10 protein-coding genes are annotated in these 19,359 nt (G+C 64.4%); all 10 read left to right on the top strand.

Annotated features, from left to right (window positions below; translation table 11 throughout):
• Positions 1-7 precede the first annotated feature (7 nt).
• The 10 genes from AB7849_RS03465 to AB7849_RS03420 all read left to right on the top strand — a co-directional run bounded on the left by AB7849_RS03465 (position 8) and on the right by AB7849_RS03420 (position 19,347).
• Entirely contained in the window at positions 8-2,530 is a 2,523-nt protein-coding gene (locus AB7849_RS03465; RefSeq protein ID WP_369500576.1) for a glycoside hydrolase family 3 C-terminal domain-containing protein, read from the top strand.
• Positions 2,527-5,385: a TIM-barrel domain-containing protein gene (locus AB7849_RS03460; protein WP_369500575.1), complete on the top strand. Its 2,859-nt coding sequence runs from the start codon at positions 2,527-2,529 to the stop codon at positions 5,383-5,385. Before AB7849_RS03465 ends, AB7849_RS03460 begins: the two co-directional genes overlap by 4 nt.
• A 29-nt stretch (positions 5,386-5,414) precedes the next feature.
• On the top strand, positions 5,415-6,491 hold the full coding sequence (locus AB7849_RS03455) for a GDSL-type esterase/lipase family protein (RefSeq protein ID WP_369500574.1): 1,077 nt from the start codon (positions 5,415-5,417) through the stop codon (positions 6,489-6,491).
• A 177-nt stretch (positions 6,492-6,668) separates the two neighbouring features.
• On the top strand, positions 6,669-6,854 hold the full coding sequence (locus tag AB7849_RS03450) for a GntR family transcriptional regulator (RefSeq protein WP_369500573.1): 186 nt from the start codon (positions 6,669-6,671) through the stop codon (positions 6,852-6,854).
• Between the two features lie 405 nt (positions 6,855-7,259).
• Positions 7,260-10,718 (top strand): glycosyl hydrolase 2 galactose-binding domain-containing protein, encoded by a 3,459-nt coding sequence (locus AB7849_RS03445; protein ID WP_439822697.1) that lies wholly within the window; start codon positions 7,260-7,262, stop codon positions 10,716-10,718.
• Positions 10,719-10,845: 127 nt separating this feature from the next.
• Positions 10,846-14,031: a TonB-dependent receptor gene (locus AB7849_RS03440; protein ID WP_369500571.1), complete on the top strand. Its 3,186-nt coding sequence runs from the start codon at positions 10,846-10,848 to the stop codon at positions 14,029-14,031.
• 194 nt (positions 14,032-14,225) lie between these two features.
• A complete protein-coding gene (locus tag AB7849_RS03435) occupies positions 14,226-15,413 on the top strand; it encodes a glycoside hydrolase family 27 protein (protein WP_369500570.1) in 1,188 nt (395 codons plus the stop codon).
• Positions 15,414-15,757: 344 nt separating this feature from the next.
• Positions 15,758-16,750, top strand: a complete 993-nt coding sequence (locus tag AB7849_RS03430) for a carbohydrate kinase family protein (protein ID WP_439822703.1) — start codon at positions 15,758-15,760, stop codon at positions 16,748-16,750.
• A gap of 139 nt (positions 16,751-16,889) precedes the next feature.
• A complete protein-coding gene (locus tag AB7849_RS03425; protein ID WP_369500567.1) occupies positions 16,890-17,933 on the top strand; it encodes a LacI family DNA-binding transcriptional regulator in 1,044 nt (347 codons plus the stop codon).
• A gap of 193 nt (positions 17,934-18,126) precedes the next feature.
• Complete coding sequence (locus tag AB7849_RS03420) at positions 18,127-19,347, top strand: AGE family epimerase/isomerase (RefSeq protein ID WP_369500566.1); 1,221 nt, start codon at positions 18,127-18,129, stop codon at positions 19,345-19,347.
• Positions 19,348-19,359 lie beyond the last annotated feature (12 nt).

The following is a 19,359-nucleotide window of genomic DNA, read 5'->3' as shown; positions in this document are numbered from 1 at the left end:
TGTTTGCATGATTCGTTGGAAAACTTTCTCCGTGGCGCTCGTGTTCGCCGGGTTCGCGTTGCCGGCGCTGGCGTCCGTGCCGTCAGCGGATTCGCCGGCGGTGGAGCATCGCGTCGATAACCTGCTGCACAAGCTCACGCTGGAGCAGAAGGTCGCGCTGATCGGCGGAACCGATGGTTTCGATGTTCGCGCCGAGCCGTCGATCGGCCTGCCGGCGCTGGGCATGTCCGACGGTCCGTATGGTGTGCGCATGGGTGGAAAATCCACCGCCTATGCCGCCGGCATTGCGTTGGCGGCGAGCTGGGATCCGGCGCTGGCGCAACGCGTGGGCGCCGCGATGGGCCGCGATGCCCGCGCCCGCGATATCAGCTTCCTGCTTGGCCCAGCGGTGAACATCTACCGCTCGCCGTTGAACGGCCGCAGCATGGAGTACTACGGCGAAGATCCCTACCTGGCCGGTCGCACGGCGGTGGGTTTGATCGACGGCATCCAGAGTCAGGGCGTGGTGGCCACGATCAAGCATTTCGCCGGCAACAATTCCGAATACGACCGTCGCCAGCTCAACTCGGTGATCGCGCAACGGCCGCTGCACGAGATCTATCTGCGCGCCTTCGAGATGGCGGTGAAGCAAGGTCATGTCGGCGCGGTGATGAGCAGCTACAACCTGGTCAACGGCGATTACATGGCCGAGAACAAGGCGCTGGTGGACGGCATTCTGAAGCACGATTGGGGCTTCGACGGCATCTACATGTCCGACTGGGGCGCGGTGAGCGATGGCCTCAAAGCGTTCAAGGCCGGCCTAGACCTGGAGATGCCGGCAGCCGACAAGATGACGCCCGCGCTGCTGTTGCCTGCACTGCGCGATGGCAGCCTGTCGAAGGCTGCGCTGGACGACAAGGTGCGACGCATCCTGCGCACCGCGGTGCGCTTTGGCTTCCTCGATCGCCCGCAGCAGGAGCTGGCGCAACCGCTGCTCGATCCGCGCAACGATCAAGTCGCACTAGAGTCGGCGCGCGAATCGCTGGTGCTGCTGAAGAACGACCATCATGTGTTGCCGTTCGACGCGAACACGATGAAGACGATTGCGGTGATCGGCCCCGATGCCTATCCCGGCAACGCCACGGCTGGTGGCAGTTCGCATGTGGATACGTTTCACACCGTGAGCATTCTCGGTGGCATCACCGACTATCTCGGCCAGCGCGTGCGCGTGCTGTACAGCCCGGGCCTGCCCACGCCGGATGCGGTGTTCAAGCGCGACGGTTTCACCACCGCCAAAGGTCAGCCCGGCTTGCAGCGCGAGACGTTCGACAATCCCGACTTTCGCGGCGCGCCGGTCACGATCGGCATCGATGCCCATGTTGACCAGTGGAAGCCGGAGTTGTGGACGACGCCAGCAACGTTACGTCGCAGCATTCGCTGGAGTGGCCGCTTCGTGGCGCCGCATGCCGGTCGATACCTGTTCCTGACTGCAGCGGCCAGCGCCGACACCTATACGCTGTATGTGGATGGCAAATCGGTGATTGCGCAGCCCAAGCGGGAAGGTCAGGCGCCGCTGTATGCCACGCTGGACCTTGCGGCGAAGCAGGCGGTGACGATTCGCCTCGATTATCTGCCCGACGTGAGTTACAGCCGCATGGGCCTGGGCGTGGTGGCGGTCGATGAGCTGATCTCGCCCGATGCGGTGAAGATGGCTGCGATGGCCGATGCCGCGGTGGTGGCGGTGGGCTTCGACCCCAGTTCCGAAAGCGAGGCGTATGACCGCACCTATGCACTGCCGTGGGGTCAGGAGGCGTTGATCGAGGCGGTAGCCAAGGCGAATCCGAAGACGGTGGTGACGGTGACCTCGGGCGGTGGTTACGCCACCGCGAACTGGCTGGGCCAGGTGCCGGCACTACTGCAGAACTGGTACCCGGGGCAGGAAGGTGGCCGCGCCGTGGCCGAGGTGCTGTTCGGTGCGCGCTCGCCGGAAGGCAAGCTGCCGATCAGTTTCGAACGCCGTTGGGAAGACAATCCCACGCACGATTTCTATTACGCGCCGCCGCACCCGGCCGGCACGCATCCGTCAGTGAACTACGGCGAGGGCCTGTTCGTCGGCTATCGCTGGTATACCAGCCACCCGCACAAGCCGCAGCCGCTGTTCGCGTTCGGCTATGGCCTGTCGTACAGCACGTTCGCGTTCGCGCATCTGGCGGTGGCGCCAACCGCGCATGCCGGCGACACGGTCAAGGTATCGTTCGACGTACGCAATACCGGTGCGCGTGCCGGGGCCGAGGTGGCGCAGCTGTATGTGAGCGACCCGTCCGCGACGGTAGTGCGGCCGGAGCGTGAACTGAAAGCGTTCCAGAAGGTGCGCCTTGAACCGGGCCAGACGCAACACGTCACACTGACGCTCGACCGACGCGCGTTCGCCTACTACGACCCCAAACACAATCACTGGAAGATCGATCCAGGCCGCTTCGTGATCCGCGTGGGCGATGCATCCAACCACACGCCGCTGGCAGCCGACCTGACCCTGGAGAATCCGCGATGAGTCCCAACCGTCTTCCCATCCTGGTGGCCTTGCTGGCGTCGGGGTTATGCCTCGGTGCTGCGCATGCCGCCGTGCCGCCCACCGCCGCCCATGTCACTCGCTTGCCCGACGGCATCGTGGTCAGCGTCGATGGCTCACAGCAAAAGGTGCGGCTGCGCGTGGTATCCAACCACATCATCCATGTCACCGCGGTGCCGCAGGGTGGTTTCGATCTGCCGCCCAGCCTGATGGCATTGAAGACCGGCGGCGATAGCCATTTCAGCGTGCACGAACACGACGGCACGGTGGAGCTGGATACCTCGGCGATCGAGGCGAAGGTGTCGCTGCGCGATGGCGCGGCGAGCTTTTTCGATCACGATGGCAAGCCGATCCTGGCCGAGCAGCCCGACGGGCGCAACTTCACCCCGGTGACGGTGCAGGGCAAGTCGTTCTATGCGATTCGCCAGCAGTTCGCGTCGCCGGCCGACGAGGCGTTCTACGGCCTGGGCCAACATCAGCAAGGCACGGTGAACTACAAGGGCAAGGACGTCGAGCTGGCCCAGCACAACATGGATATCGCGATTCCGTTCGTGGTGTCATCGCGCAATTACGGCGTGCTGTGGGACAACAATTCGATTACCCGCTTCGGTGATCCGCGTCCGTACCAGATGATCGATCACGGTCTGAAACTGTTCGACGCCAACGGCAAGCCTGGTGGCCTCACCGCCAGTTATTACGTCGACGGCAAGCTGAAGCTGCGTCGCGACGAATCGAGCATCGACTATGAATACCTGAAGGATCTGAAGCGCTGGCCGGCGGCGTTGACCGGCGCGAAAGGCGTCACCGGTGGGCCCGGTCAGACGGTGGAATGGAAGGGCTCGCTGGCTTCGGACGTGGCCGGCGTGCACAAGTTCCGGCTCTACGCCAGCGGTTACTTCAAGCTGTATATCGACCACAAGCTGGTGCTGGACGATTGGCGGCAGAACTGGAATCCCTGGTATCGCGATTTCACCGTGGCGATGGAGCCTGGCGAGAAGCACACGATTCGCATCGAGTGGACGCCGCAGTCGGGCTACATCGCGCTGGACCATCTGGACCCGCTGCCGGCGGCCGAGCAGAACGAGCTGTCGCTGTTTTCCGAGCTGGGCCACGCGGTCGACTACTACTTCATCGATGGCAACGACCTCGACGACGTCATCGCCGGCTATCGCGACGTCACTGGCAAGGCGGTGATGCTGCCGCGCTGGGCCTACGGTTTCTGGCAAAGTCGTGATCATTACGAGACGCAGCAGCAACTGCTGGCCACCGTGGCACGCTATCGCAAGCTGGGCTTGCCACTGGACAATATCGTGCAGGACTGGCGCTACTGGAAAGATGACGCCTGGGGCTCGCACCAGTTCGACAAGTCACGCTACCCCGACCCGAAGGCGATGATCGCCCAGGTGCATGCCGAGCACGCGCACTTCATGATCTCGGTGTGGCCGAAGTTCTACCCGACCACGAAGAATGCCAAGGAACTGGAAGCGGGCGGCCACATCTATCAGCGCAACATCAAGGAAGGCGTCAAGGACTGGGTAGGGCCGGGCTATCTCAGCTCGTTCTACGACCCGTACTCGGCCGAGGCGCGCAAGATCTACTGGCGGCAGATCCGCGAAAATCTGGGTGACCTCGGCGTCGACGCGTGGTGGCTGGACGCGACCGAGCCGGACATCAACTCCAACACCAGCATCGCCGAGCGCAAGCTGCTGATGAGCCCGACGGCGCTGGGCCCGGGCGCGGCATTCTTCAACAGCTACCCGCTGATGACCACCACCGCGGTATACCAGGGCAGCCGCCAGTCCTACCCGGACAAGCGCGTGTTCATCCTCACCCGCTCGGCCTTCGCCGGGCAGCAGCGCAATGCCGCCGCCAGCTGGAGCGGCGACGTGGTGGCGCGCTGGAGCAACCTGCGCGACCAGATTGCCGCCGGCATCAACTTCTCGCTGTCGGGCATCCGCAACTGGACTACCGATATCGGCGGCTACGCGATCGAAGACCGCTATATGAAACCGGATGCGAAGAACCTGGCGGAGTGGCGCGAGCTCAACCTGCGCTGGTTCCAGTTCGGCGCGTTCAGCCCGATCTTCCGTTCGCACGGGCAGGGCGTGCCGCGCGAGATCTACAACATCGCGTCGCCCGGCTCGCCGGTGTACAACGCGCTGGCCTGGTACGACCGCTTCCGTTACCGCTTGATGCCGTACATCTACACGCTGGCAGCGAATACTTGGTGGCATGACGGCACCATCATGCGCGGGCTGGTGATGGACTTCCCGCATGACGCGAAGGTGCGCGACATCAACGACGAGTACATGTTCGGCCCGGCCTTCCTGGTTGCCCCGGTGACCAGGTACCAGGCCCGCAGCCGCGCGGTCTACCTGCCGGCCGGCAGCGACTGGTACGACTTCAACACCGGCAAGCGCTACACCGGTGGCCAGACCGTGCAGGCTCCGGCCCCACTGGCGCGGATGCCGCTGTTCGTGCGCGCCGGCGCGATCATTCCCACCGGCCCGGCCGAGCAGTACACCGATGCCAAGCCCGATGCGCCGATCACCCTGCTGGTCTATGCTGGCGCCAACGGCCACTTCTCGCTGTACGAGGATGACGGCACCAGCTACGGTTACGAGCAGGGGCACTACGCGCGCATGCCGATCAGTTACGACGACGCCACCGAGATGCTCACGCTGGGCCGGCGCGAGGGCGACGGCAGCGGCGTACCGGCGAAGCGGCAATTCGTCATCCGCCGCATTGATGCGGTGCATGTCGCTGCCGATGCAACCGACGCCAGCCGCGACGTACGCGTGACCTATGACGGCAACCCGCAGCAGGTGAAGCTGTGAACGAGGGGCGGTGGCGCAGGCATGGCTCGATGAAATTGTCGCTGCTGGTTGCAGTCGTCCTGCTGCTGGTCGCCACCGGCACGCTATCCCGCACATCGGTGCAGGACGGCACGATTCGTACGATTCTCGCCAGCGATCCGCACGTTGCGGTGATGGGGCGTAGCCGTGAGCTGGTGCATGGTGCACGGGAAGTCGGTTATCCCGGCGTGAGCTTCTTCCTCGCGGTGCGCGGCCGTCGCCTGGCGATGACAGCCAGTAGCAACACCGGCCACGGCTGGGTCGACGTGAGCGTCGATGGGAGCAAGGCACGCCCCATGGAACTGGGCAAGGCGCCCGCCGCGCACGAACTATTCAGCTTCGCCGTCGCCGGCACGCATCATGTACGCGTCACCGTGCGCACCGAGGCTTGGCAAGCCATTTCGACGATCCGTGGCTTCACGCTGCAGGGCGGCGATTGGCTGCCCGCGCCGGCCTTGCCGACGCGGAAGATCCTGCTGCTGGGCGATTCGGTGACTTGCGGCGAAATCATCGACCGTGTGCCGGGTGAGCAGCGGCGGCCGGGCTGGAACGACCCGCTTGCTTCCTACGGCATGCTGGCCGCCGCCGCCGTGCATGCCCGGATCCAGCTGGTGTGCTACGGCGGCCGCGGTCTGGTACGCAGCTGGGACGGACGCACCGATCAGCTGAACCTGCCCGACTTCTATCCGCTTGCCGTACCCGTGGCGGGGCAGGCGAACCGGTGGGATCGAAACAAGTACACGCCGGATCTGGTGATCAGCGCCATCGGCACCAACGATTTCAGCGTTGGCATCCCGGATGCTGCCGGCTACGTGGATGCCTATGCGGCCTTGGTGCGCCGGATTCTCGCCGACTATCCGCATGCGCGGATCGCGCTTACTGCCGGCGCGATCCTATCCGGCGCGAAGAAGCAGGCCCTGGTTGACGACATCGCCGCCACGGTGCGTGTCCTGCACGATCCGCGCGTGCAGCAAATCACCTCGCGCCACTACCCCGGCGATGCGCAGAATGCCCACCCGACCCTGGCGCAGCATCGCGCGATGGCCAACGATCTGGTGCCGCAGCTGCGGGAACTGATGGGCTGGTGATGACGATGGCGAAGCCCCGTCCGCTGGCCGTGCAGGCGGCTGCATGCACCGGCACGGTGGCAACACCGCGTTGGCTGCGTGAAAGCCGCCACGCTGCTGTTCCCGGCACGGTGTGGACGCGTCGGACCGACCCTTCGGCCGCACGCATGCCCGGTGCCCGGTCGTGGCGGCGGTAGCGTGTTCGAACCACTGGCCAGGCGCACCCCGAGCGAGCAGATGGTGGACGATCGCGGCCGTCTGATCGTCGTCGGCCGCGTCATGCCGCGTGAGGTTCTGCCGCGTGAGGCAGGCCTTGCCGAAGATCTGCGCGTCAGTCGTGGCGTGTTGCGCGAAGCGACCAGGGGTCGTCGACCAGGGAAGTGATCGAGTCGCACCAGACGATCAACATCTGCGTGTGTCACCCGCATCACTGGAATCATCCTGTCGCCGCTGTGCTGGCGCGTCGTCGCGAGGCCGTGGTGACGGGTGATGTCGCCGTCGTGCGACGATCTCCGCGAATGCGGCTGGGCCGTCGCGCGATCCGCCTGAGGTCCGCCATGCCGGTTCGTTTGGATGGCCATACGGGTCGTATGTTGCGCTGCAGCTTGACGGTGTATGGTGTTTGCTGAAATCTGGTAACGTTATCTCATTGAAGGTCGGCATGCTTCGGTGGCATGGCCTGGCACATCGCGCACCAGACGTACATGGTGTGCATGGGTCGCGCGGTGCGCCATGGGAGATCAGGCACGATGCGGCCTGATCCAGAGGGCGAAGAAGGGGACGGATCTGATGCTGGAAGGTGGAAAAGTCATGCGGCGCGCCGTATGCGTCCTGGTCGCAACGTGGTTGCCGCTGGTCGCAGGTCTGGCGCGTGCTGCCGTGCACGGGCCGCTGGATGTCGCCGTGCTGCAAGGCGGTACCGGATTGGCACAGCCGCTGCCGAAGCAGGCCCCGCTGCTGCGCGCCAATGCCGACTGGACTACCTATGCCTGGGTGCGTCCGCAGGCGGTGCCGGAGGCACGTCTGCTGCTCGCCGGCGTGGGCAATCCGTTGCAAGACGCGCGCTATTTCATGCTGGATCATGGTCGGCTGGGCTTTCAGTGGTCTCCTTCATCGACCACGATGTCCCGGACCAACCTGGTGCCGCAGCGCTGGCAATTTGTCGCCGCGGTGTCCAGCCATGGGCACTTCACCCTGTATCTCGACGGCAAGCCGGTGGCCTCGGGCAGCACGCCGCAGGTGGCGGTCGCTCCGCAAATGGCGGTGGCGCCCAGTGACCACCCCGTGGCCGACGCCGTCCACTTCGGCGGCAAGATCGCCGACTTCGTGGTGCGGGACGGCGCGCTCGATGGCCATGCATTGCGGCAGCTGGCCCGGCGGCCGCCAGACCCCGAGCTGATCCGTTTCACCCCGGCGTCGCCACACTGGCCGGTGCAGACCCGGCAGATGGCCGGTCAGGTGACACCGCAGGCACCCGCAACGCTGCCGGTGAGCCGGGCTCCGTTCGCCGCGCCGGTGCGCAAGCCCTCGATAGCGCAGGCCGCATTGATACCGGATGGCGCGCAGCGTTGGGCGCTCGGTCGCTGGCAACTGGCGGCGGCGCCCCAGCTGGCGCATGCCGACGGTGCCACGCTCTCGGAAGCGGGCTACCAGCCCGGTGCCGCGTGGATGCCTGCGACCGTGCCCGGCACGGTGCTGACCACGCTGGTGGATCGCGGTATCTACCCCGATCCGACGTATGGCCTGAACAATCTGGCGATCCCCGAATCGTTGAACAAGCACGACTGGTGGTACCGCACGCGTTTCAAGCTGCCGGCCGCCGCCGCCGGTCGCCACCTGCAACTGGATTTCAACGGCATCAACTATGCCGCCGAGGTGTGGGTGAACGGGCAGCGTGTGGGCAATATCACGGGTGCTTTCATGCGTGGCCAGTTCGACGTGAGCAAGTTGTTGCATGCTGGCGGGGACAACGTGATTGCGGTGCGCGTGTCGCCACCACCGGATCCGGGTGTGCCGCACGAGCAGTCGCTGGCGGCCGGTCCGGGCCCGAACGGCGGCATGCTGGCGCTGGACGGGCCGACCTTCATCGCCAGCGAGGGCTGGGACTGGATCCCGGCCATCCGCGATCGCGAGACCGGGTTGTGGCAGGACGTGACATTGAGCGCAGCCGGACTGGTGCGGATCGGCGACACGCACGTTGTCACCCAGTTGCCCGATGGCAGCACGGGTAGTGCCCGGATCAGCGTGGACGTTCCGCTGGCCAATCCGGGCACGGTGCCGGTGGCCGGCCGTGTGCAACTGGCGTTCGGCGATGTCACGGTGAGCAAGGATGTGACTGTGCCGGCCGGTGGCATCACGCTGCATCTGCGCCCGGCGGATTTCCCGCAACTCGTGCTGGCTCATCCGCATTTGTGGTGGCCCAACGGCTATGGCGATCCCTACCTGTACGACATGCACGTGCAGTTCGAGGCAAACGGCGGGGTTTCCGACCAGCAACAGTTCCACTTCGGTATCCGCCAGATCAGCTATGAGCTGTCGTTGTTCGACGATCAGGGTCGGCTACGCCGCGTGTTGCTGACGCCCGACCTGACCCGGGTGCCGGGCATGCGGCTGATGGATGTCTCGCACAAGGCGATCCGGCAGACACCGCACGGCTGGGCCTATTCGCTGCGGCCGGAGGCCGGGCACTCGCCGGCTGTGCGCAGCCTGGACGACACGCGCCTGACGCCGTACCTGGCGATCCGCGTGAATGGCGTGCGCATCGCCGTCAAGGGCGGCAGCTGGGGCATGGATGACATGCTCAAGCGCGTGTCGCGCGAGCACCTCGAGCCCTATTTCAAGCTGCAGCGCGACGCGCATCTCGACGTGGTGCGCAACTGGGTGGGGCAAAGCAGCGAGCCGGAGTTCTACGACCTGGCCGACAAGTATGGCTTGCTGGTGTTCAACGATTTCTGGCAGTCGACCCAAGACTACAACATGGAGCCGCAGGACGACGCGTTGTTCCTTCGCAATGCGGCAGACATGATCCGGCGCTACCGCAACCATCCCAGCATCGCGCTGTGGTTCGGTCGCAACGAGGGCGTGCCGCAGCCCCTGCTGAACCAGCGGCTGGATGCACTGATCGCCAAACTCGACGGTACGCGGCTGTACATGCCCAGCTCCAATCGCATCAATTTGTGGGAAAGCGGGCCGTACAACTACCGCCCGGACCAGGATTACTTCACCACTCTGGCCAAGGGTTTCGCGGTGGAGGTTGGCACGCCTTCCTTCCCCACACTGGAAGCGTTCGAGGCGATGATGCCGAAGGCCGACCGGTGGCCGATCAGCGACGACTGGGCCTATCACGACTGGCACCAGTCCGGGAACGGTGATGTTGCCAGCTTCATGGCCGCCATGCGCACCGAATACGGCAAGCCCACCAGCCTGGCCGACTTCGAGCGCAAGGCGCAGATGCTGGACTACGACAGCTACCGTGCGATCTTCGAGGGGCTCAACGCACACCTGTGGACGCAGAACAGCGGCCGTCTGTTGTGGATGAGTCATCCCGCGTGGCCGAGCACCACCTGGCAGATCTACAGCCACGACTACGATACCCAGTCCTCGTACTACGGCGTGATGCACGCAGCCGAGCCGGTGCACGTCCAGATGAACCTGCCCGATCGCCAGATCATGGTGGTCGACAACACCACCAAGGCGATCCGCGATGCGCAGCTTGACATCAGCGTGTACGCCCTGGACGGGACGTTGCTTGCACACGCGTTGCGTCCGGTGCAGGCGGCGGCCGTGGCGGCCACGCCGATCCACGGTGGACCGGCGCTCGACGAATTGGTACATGCGCATGGCGTGATCTTCGTGGCGCTGGCCTTGAAGGCGCAAGATGGGCAACTGCTGTCGCGCAACTTCTACTGGACGTCGGTCAAGCCGGGGGACCTCCGCAAGCTCGACCAGCTTCCGGTACAGGTACTGCAGTTGTCCGTTCGACACGATGGCGCCGGCCGGCTTGCCGTGCACCTGGCCAATCCCGGCAGGCAGGTGGCGTTGAATGCCAAGCTCACCCTGGTCGATGCGCATGGCAAGCGCATCCTGCCAGCGTATTACTCGGACAATTACGTCAACCTGCCGCCGGGTGCGGCGCGCGACATCGGGATATCTGTCGATTCAGGCACCAGCCTCACCGGGGCGCGGGTGCAACTACGTGGCTGGAACGTGGTGCCGAACACGGCGCCAGCTTTCGGCAAAGCGAAGTAAACACACGGAGGGCACCAGGCCCGTTCGTGTGCAATGCGGTGGTAGCGTTACCAGTAGGCACCAACAAGCAGGTCATACCTGAACCCCGGCGCGGAGGGACGCGTCGACAAACTTTGAGGGGAATACCATGAGAAGAATGCTTCACTCATGCACGAATCCGCTTGCAGCGGCGATCGCTGCAACCTTGTTCGTGGCTGCCGCAGGCGGTACGCCGGTTCGTGCGCATGCCGCCGAAGCGGCGATGGTCACCGCGCAGGGAGCGCAGTCGGCATCGACGCCGAGCGGTGGCCAGGCTGCGGACAAGAAGGGGAAGAAGGACAAGAAGGCAGTCAACCTGACTGCGGTCACGGTCACCGGCGTGCTCGGTTCGCAGATGCGTGCCGTCGAACTCAAGCGCACCGCGCCGTCGATCCAGGACAGCATCTCCGCTGAAGATATCGGCAAGCTGCCTGACATCACCATTTCCGACTCGTTGCAACGGATCACCGGTGTGCAGATCGACCGTTCAGGCGGCGAAGGCAGCACGGTCGAGGTGCGCGGCCTGCCCCAGGTCGGTACATGGATCAACGGCGAATCATTCCTGACTGCCGGGCAGATCGTCTCGGTGCAGCCGAACTTCACCGATATCCCGTCGCAGTTGTTTGCGGGTGCCGACGTCATCAAGTCGGCCACCGCCAGCGATCTCGACAGCGGCATTACCGGTACCATCAACCTGCGCACGCGCCGCCCCTGGGACTTGAAGCCCGGCTGGACTGTCTCCGGATCGGTCGATGGTACGCGAGGCAGCGTATCGAAGAAGAACGAGCCCGAAGCCGACGGCTTGATCAGCTTCAATGCGGATGGCCGTTGGGGCGTGCTGCTGTCGGCGGCCTACAGCGACATTACGCACGAGAATTCCACTACCGGCATGGATCAGTACGGCGGCAAGCTGTTCGGCGAAAACGCTTCCAGCGCGAGCGCCTACGACGGCTTCCTCGGTTCGTTCAATTCGGCGCCGATCCCGTCGGCGATCAACCAGCTCGGCGGCGGCAACGTCGACGTCAACGGCAACGGCAACGCGAACGACGCCTTCTACGGATCCCAGAGTTTTACCGTGCTGGAAAACCAGCTCGAACGCAAGCGCCTTGGCATCAACGCGTCGGCACAGGCGGACCTCGGCTCGGGTTTCACCCTGACCAGCGATCTCTTCTTCACCCGCCAGAAGCAGTACAGCCGCACCAATGGCTATCAGCTCAACTCGGAGAGCTGGCTGGGTGGTAGCTTCGTGCCGCTGGTATCGCGCGATACCGGCGAAGTGGTGCACAGCGCCTATGCGGGCAGTGGCGACTGGAACCAGCACTTCAACACCACACAGGTGTACGAGAAGTGGCTGGGTGACATGGAGACCTACTCCGAGGACGATGTCACCAAGACCTATTCGCGCAATTTCAACCTGCAGCTCAATTACGACAACGGCGGCCCGTTCACCGGCAGCGTGCGCGGCATCACGTCCAGTGCGCATGAGTTGCTGATGCAGAGCTACGTCCAGTTCTCCGATGCCGACGGCACGGCGTGGCCGAACGATCCGGCCGATGCCGCCGCGCCGGGTACCTACATTTATCCGGCTGACCTGGGCGGCAACCGCGTGTTCAATGCCAATGGTTTCGCGCCGAACACGGTACCGGTGATCGTCGACATGCGCGGCAGCAACATGAAGGTGCAACTGCCGAGCAATCTGCAAAGCTTCTTGTCCGATCCGGACAACTATGCGTTGAAGACGATCTCCAGCGAAGGCAATCACGAGCGTCGCGCGAAGATGAACATCCTGCGTGCCGACGGTCATTACGATTTCGATGACGGCTTCAAGCTGGACTTCGGCGTGCGCAACAGCATCCGTACCGCGAGCAACGTCAATTTCAACCTCGTCGCCCCGGTTTATGCGGGCGACGGAGCCAGCGACCCGAACGGCTGCCTCGTGCGCTGGAAGGCGGCCGACGTCGTGCTCAACGGCGGCGGCATCGACGGTGCCTGCACGGCCGGCAACAGCACCGGCTACTACCGTGCAGGCGTGATCTCGGCGCAGAACCCGAGCCAGCTGCCGAGCCAGATCGCCGACCACATCAAGAGCTACAGCAACCTGGCCGGTGTCAACGGCGTCACCATCTACAACCTTGATCCGAGCACGATGGATGACCCGCTGGCGTTCCAGAACGCACTGTATCCGGGCGAACAGCGTAACGTCGATCCGGGTGGTACCTGGGCGGTGCGGTTGAAGGAAACCACCGGCTACGTGCAAGGCGATTTCGACGGCAACTTGGGCAGCATGCCGTACAGCGGCAACATCGGCGTGCGCGTGGTGCGCACCAACCTCGACGTCACCCAGCATGCGGTCGGCAACTCCGAACCGTATGGCTTGCTCGCTGCAGACAACGGCACGATCAGTACCGCTCGCCAGTACACCGACGTGCTGCCGGCCCTGAATTTCTCCCTGGACCTGACTTCCGATCTGAAGCTGCGCGCGGCCTACTCCAAGAACATGATGCCGCTCAACCTGGACCAGTGGGGTGGTGGCCTGACGCTGAACTACGCCATCGACACCTCCACCCCCGGTTCGACCCTGTTCCGCGTGCTCGGCGGCAGTTCGTCCGGCAGCCCGGAGCTGGACCCGTGGCGCTCGTCGAACTACGACCTGTCGCTCGAGTACTACATGAGCCCGAGCAGCATGCTCAGCATCGCGGCGTTCTACGTCAACGTGGACAGCTTCATCAAGAACGGCGCGGTGGAAAATTGTGGTCTGCCCGACCAGGACGGCGTGGTGCGTGGCCATTGCGTCACCATCAACTCGCCGATCCAGGGCAAGGGTAATTCGCTGCATGGTGTCGAGCTCGACTACAAGCAGGGCTTCACCTTCCTGCCAGGCTGGCTGTCGCATACCGGCATCGACGCGAACTACACCTACTCGCCAAGTACCAGTGGTGCCAAGGATCTGTCCGGGCGCGACATTCCCTTCCAGGACAACTCCGAAAACACGGCCAACCTCGTGCTGTGGTATCAGGATAGCCGCTTCCAGGCACGAGTGGCCGGCAATTTCCGCAGCCGGCGCGCAGTGTCGGAGAACTTCGGCGGCATCAGTGGCCTGGAGGTGTACCAAGCGCCGACGTTCTACGTCGATGCTTCGGTGAGCTACAACCTGACGCCGAACGTACAGTTGTTCGCCCAGGCCACCAACCTGACCGGGGAACATGAACGCTACTACCTGGTCTGGCCAGACCAGGTGGCGCACACACAGATGTTCGACCGCCGCTACATGCTGGGAGTGCGCGCCCACTTCTGATCCGGCGCAGTCGGCGCGGGCGGCAATCAGGCTGCTCCGCGCATCCGCGGAACACCTGTGCAACCACCATTGGTGGTTGTACAGGTCACCGGGCACTTCGTGTCCGTCAAACCGATTCACGTGTCGCGGACAGGGCGGTTCAGCGCTGTCGGCGATAACGCTTTCAAACCAGATACCACAGCACGGAATCCCGCATGCGCTCATTCGTACTGCCGATGCTCGCCCTGGTCGTCCTGCTTGCCTCCATCCCGGCGCAAGCGGCAACGCGTGTCGCCGCCACGCCGCCGATGGGCTGGAATAGCTGGAACCATTTTGCCGGCAGAGTCACCGACGCCGACGTGCGCGCCGCCGCCGACGCGATGGTGTCCAGCGGCATGCGCGATGCCGGCTACATCTACGTCAACATCGACGACACGTGGCAGGGCAAGCGCGATGCACAGGGGCGCATCCACCCGAACGCACGCTTCCCCGACATGAAGGCGCTGGCCGACTACGTGCATGCACGCGGTCTCAAGCTCGGCATCTACAGCTCACCCGGGCCGACCACCTGCGCCGGTTACACCGGCTCCTATGGACACGAGGTGCAGGATGCAAAGACCTACGCCTCATGGGGTGTGGATTACATCAAGTACGACTTGTGCGGCTACCGTGACATCATGAGCAAGGAGGCGCCACACGACCGCATGAAGCAGATGCGCATGATGCGCGATGCCTACGAAAAGATGCACGAGGCGCTCGATAGCACCCATCGTTCGATCGTCTACTCGCTGTGCCAGTACGGCTGGGATGCGGTATGGGAATGGGGTGCGAAGGCCGGCGGCAACGCGTGGCGCACCACCGGCGACATTCGTGCCAGTTGGGACAGCATTTACAGCATCGTTTCCGCGCAGGTGGGCCTGGAACACTACGCCGGGCCGGGACACTGGAACGATCCCGACATGCTGGAGGTGGGTAACGGCAACCTGGACCTGGCCGAGGATCGCGCCCACTTCAGCTGGTGGGCCATGCTGGCGGCGCCGCTGATTGCCGGCAACGATCTCTCGAAGATGACGCCTGCGGTGCGCGACATCCTAACCAATCGCGCAGTGATCGCGGTGGACCAGGTTCCTCTCGGCAAGCAGGGCACGCGTGCCTACGTCGATGGCCAGATGGAAGTCTGGACGCGGCAGCTGGCAGGCGGTGCGCTCGCCGTGGCGGTGTTCAATGTGGGCAGCGATCGCGACGTGCGACCATTCCACATCGATCTTGCCCGGCTTGGCCTGCACGGGGCGCAGCACGGCACCGACCTGTGGAGCGGCAAGGCCGTGACGATCGACGATGCGACCCCGATCGGCCTGGCCAGCCACGACGTGCTGATGCTGCGCATTGCGCGGCCGCACTGAGTCGCTTTCATGATCTTCAAGCACTCCGCGTTGTCTTCGCATGGCTGCCTGGTGGCGGGGCGTGATGCCCGCTGGCAAGGTTCGCGCTGGCGCAAGCCGGGGCGATGCCGTGCGATGGCAGTCCGCGGGACGTGGCTGTATGCACGCATAGTGATGCACTCTCGCGTCAGCCCGGGACGAATTCTCTCCCCATTCGTTCCCGATGTGCGCGCCGACAGCTTCCGACGCGGGGTGCTTGGAGGCCATGAGCTGCACACGAGGCTCGACGATACGCCAGCCGTGCGCGCATGGCTCAGGCGGGCGTGGGCAGCGCGTTCGGCTGCAATTCCTGGAATGGAAAAAGGATAACGTGTCAGATGCATACCACATTGTGTTTCGGGGAAGCCTTGATCGACTTCCATGCGCACTCGGCCGCGGCGCCGGGCATGCCTCCGGTGTACGTGGCACACGCTGGCGGCGCTCCGGCTAACGTATCCGTGGCCCTGGCTCGCCTGGGCAGTTCCACGTCCTTTATCGGTATGCTGGGAGAGGATGCCTTTGGCAAATTTTTGCTCGACAGTTTGCGCGAAGAGGGCGTGGATACGCGTTACGTGCGGACCACGAAGCGGGCGAACACGGCGCTGGCCTTTGTCTCGCTTGATGTGCACGGCGAGCGCTCCTTCAGTTTTTACCGACCGCCATCGGCAGATCTGCTGTTCGAGAGCGCTGATTTCCAGGAGGAAGCCTTCCTGCGCGCGCACCTGTTCCACGTCTGCTCGAACAGTCTCACCGAAGAGGGTATCGCCGCCGCGACGTTGGAAGGCATGCGTCGCGCCCGTGCCGCGGGTGCGTTGGTCAGCTTCGACATGAATTTGCGGCCGGCGTTGTGGCATGCGGACACGGACCCTTTGCCGCGCCTGTGGTCGGCGCTGCATGCGGCGGACATCGTCAAGCTCAGCCAGGAGGAGATGGATGTGCTCAGTGCCGTGGAAGGCGACGAGTCGTCCGTGTGCGAGCGTTTGTGGAGCGGTCACGCGCAGTGGCTGGTGGTCACCGATGGGGGCAGGCCGCTGCGCTGGCATACGCGGAATGGCCATGGCGTGATGTCGCCGTTCGACGTGCCTGCCGTCGATGCGACCGGTGCAGGGGATGCCTTCGTGGGTGGCCTGCTGCATGGCATCGTCGATAGCGGAGCCGTGCCGTCCACCTTGCCGGACCTGACCGGCGATGCAGGCCGTCGCGATGCGGTGCTGCGCTTTGCGGCGGCTTGTGGCGCGATCGCGGTGACGCGCAAGGGCTCGTTCCAGGCAATGCCGGGTGTGGACGAAGTGCATGCCTTCCTGCATGCCCGCTCGTGACGTGACTATGCTGTCGACGTATCATCCAGCCATGACACGCCATGCTAGGCGGGCTCCATGCTCAAGGCTCGGACGGAGTGCGGGTCGTATGTTCGCGCCACGCCGGCGTTAACGGAGCCAGTCAATCCAGGCCATCGTCATGTCGCCACACAAACGACGCTCACATCAATCGGTCACCATCCTGGACGTTGCCAGGCACGCCGGCGTTTCGCCGATGACGGCGTCGCGCGTGATGAACAACAACCTGCGCGTGGGCGAGGACATGCGCGCGCGGGTGAAGGCATCGGCCAAGGCGTTGAACTATCGGCCCAATCTGGCAGGGCGCTCCCTGCGCAGTTCCAGCGTTGCGCGCATCGGTGTGCTGTACAGCAACCCCAGTGCGGCCTACCTCAACCAATTCATGCTTGGCGTGCTGGAGGAAAGCGGCCCCAGCGGCGCGCAGATCATGGTCGAGAAGTGCAGCGGCATCCGAAGCCAGCGGGTGGCAATGGGGCGTCTGCTCGAGGCTAGCGTGGATGGCGTGATTCTTCCGCCGCCCTTGTGCGATTCGCGGCAGACCATCCAGCAACTGGACGCGGCAGACGTGCCGGTGGTGGCCGTGGCGACAGGCTCGCCGATGGACGGGGTCGCCTCGGTGCGCATCGACGACTACCGGGGCGCCTGCGCAATGATCCGCTATCTGCTCAAGCTGGGCCATCGTCGCATCGGCCTGATCAAGGGCGATCCCAGCCACACCCCGGCGTTGCTGCGCGCCCAGGCCTTCTACGACACCATGGAGGCTGCCGGGTTGGGCGTGGCCGAGGCGCATGTGGCGCAGGGCATGTTCACCTATCGCTCGGGGCTCGCCGCGGCGCGCAAATTGCTGCAGGGCCAGGATCGCCCCACGGCGATCTTCTCCAGCAACGACGACATGGCCGCTGCCACTATTGCGGTGGCGCACGGCATGGGCTTGAACGTGCCGGGCGACCTTACCGTGACGGGTTTCGACGATACCCCTGTGGCGGTCACCATCTGGCCGGCACTGACCACCGTGCATCAACCGGTGATCGCCATGGGCCGTGCTGCCGTGCGCTTGATGCTGGAACAGATCCGCCGCCGCAACGAAGGGCGCCCCCCCAGCGGCGAACATCAGGTGATGAAGTACACGCTGGTCAATCGCGAATCGTCGGCGCCGCCGCCCTGAATTCAGCCGCTGCGGGCCTTCAAGCCAGCGCAATTCCCGCCCGCTAACGGCTTTCATCACATGTCCGGTTTCCGCCCTTGACTCCCGTGGCTTCGTTTTCATTATTGCGTGGTAAGGTTACCTTAGCTTCTTCCGAAGACCCCTAGCCGGCCTTGCAGGCGACCACCAGCCCATCCTCGGAGTTATTTCCCGCATGACACATCGCGTCGATTCGCATCCCTCATCGTTGTCGTCGCCGGATTTCCGCGCGCGCGCCTTCCTGCGAAGTCACGTCGCCGACACCATGCGGTTTTATCATCCGCGCTGCATTGACCCTCAAGGCGGGTTCTTCCAGTTCTTCCGCGACGATGGCACGGTCTACGACCGCGAGACTCGGCATCTGGTGTCGAGTACCCGATTCATCTTCAACTACGCGATGGCATGGCATGCCTTCGGCGACGAGGCCTGTCGCGATGCCGTGCGTCACGGCGTCGACTATCTGCGCCAGGTGCACCGGAACCCGCAGACCGGCGGCTACGCCTGGCTGCTGCGGGGCAAGGATGTGCTCGATGCCACCAACCACTGCTACGGTCTCGCCTTCGTCGTGTTGGCCTATGCCAAGGCGCTGCAGACCGGGGTGGCCGAAGCGGCGGCATGGATCGAGGAAACCTGGGATCTGATGGAACGCCATTTCTGGCAGCCCGACCACGGCTTGTATGCCGACGAAGCCAGTGCCGACTGGAAGCTCAGCGATTACCGTGGTCAGAACGCCAACATGCACGCCTGCGAAGCGTGGCTGGCAGCCTACGAGGCTACCGGCGATGCGCGCTATCTCGAGCGTGCCGACCTGCTGGCGCACAACATGACGCTGCGCCAGGCCGCACTTTCGGACGGACAGGTGTGGGAGCACTACCATTCCGACTGGAGCGTGGATTGGACCTACAACTACGGTGATCGCAGCAACATCTTCCGCCCCTGGGGTTACCAGCCCGGCCACCAGGCTGAATGGGCCAAGCTGCTGCTGATCCTGGATCGCCATGCACCCGCCGACTGGCGCCTGCCACGGGCACGCGAGTTGTTCGACCGCGCCATGGGCGAGGCCTGGGACAGGCAGTATGGCGGCCTGGTCTACGGAACCGACCGCGAGGGCAAATTCTACGACGAAGACAAGTACTTCTGGGTGCAGGCCGAGTCGCTGGCCGCCGCGGCCCTGCTGGCCACGCGCACCGGCGACCCTGCGTACTGGGATTGGTACCAGCGGCTGTGGGACTACAGCTGGACGCATCTGGTGGATCACCGCCATGGCGCCTGGTATCGCATCCTCACGCGCGATAACCGCGCATACGACGACGAGAAGAGCCCAGCCGGCAAGACCGACTACCACACCATGGGCGCTTGCTACGAAGTGCTTGCCTACGCCGACTGCCACGACTGACCGGGGGAAACC

This window comes from Rhodanobacter sp. FW021-MT20, assembly GCF_041107475.1.
Lineage (GTDB): Bacteria > Pseudomonadota > Gammaproteobacteria > Xanthomonadales > Rhodanobacteraceae > Rhodanobacter_A > Rhodanobacter_A glycinis.
Note: the sequence above shows the minus strand (reverse complement) of the source record. Positions and strands in the feature narration are given on the sequence as shown.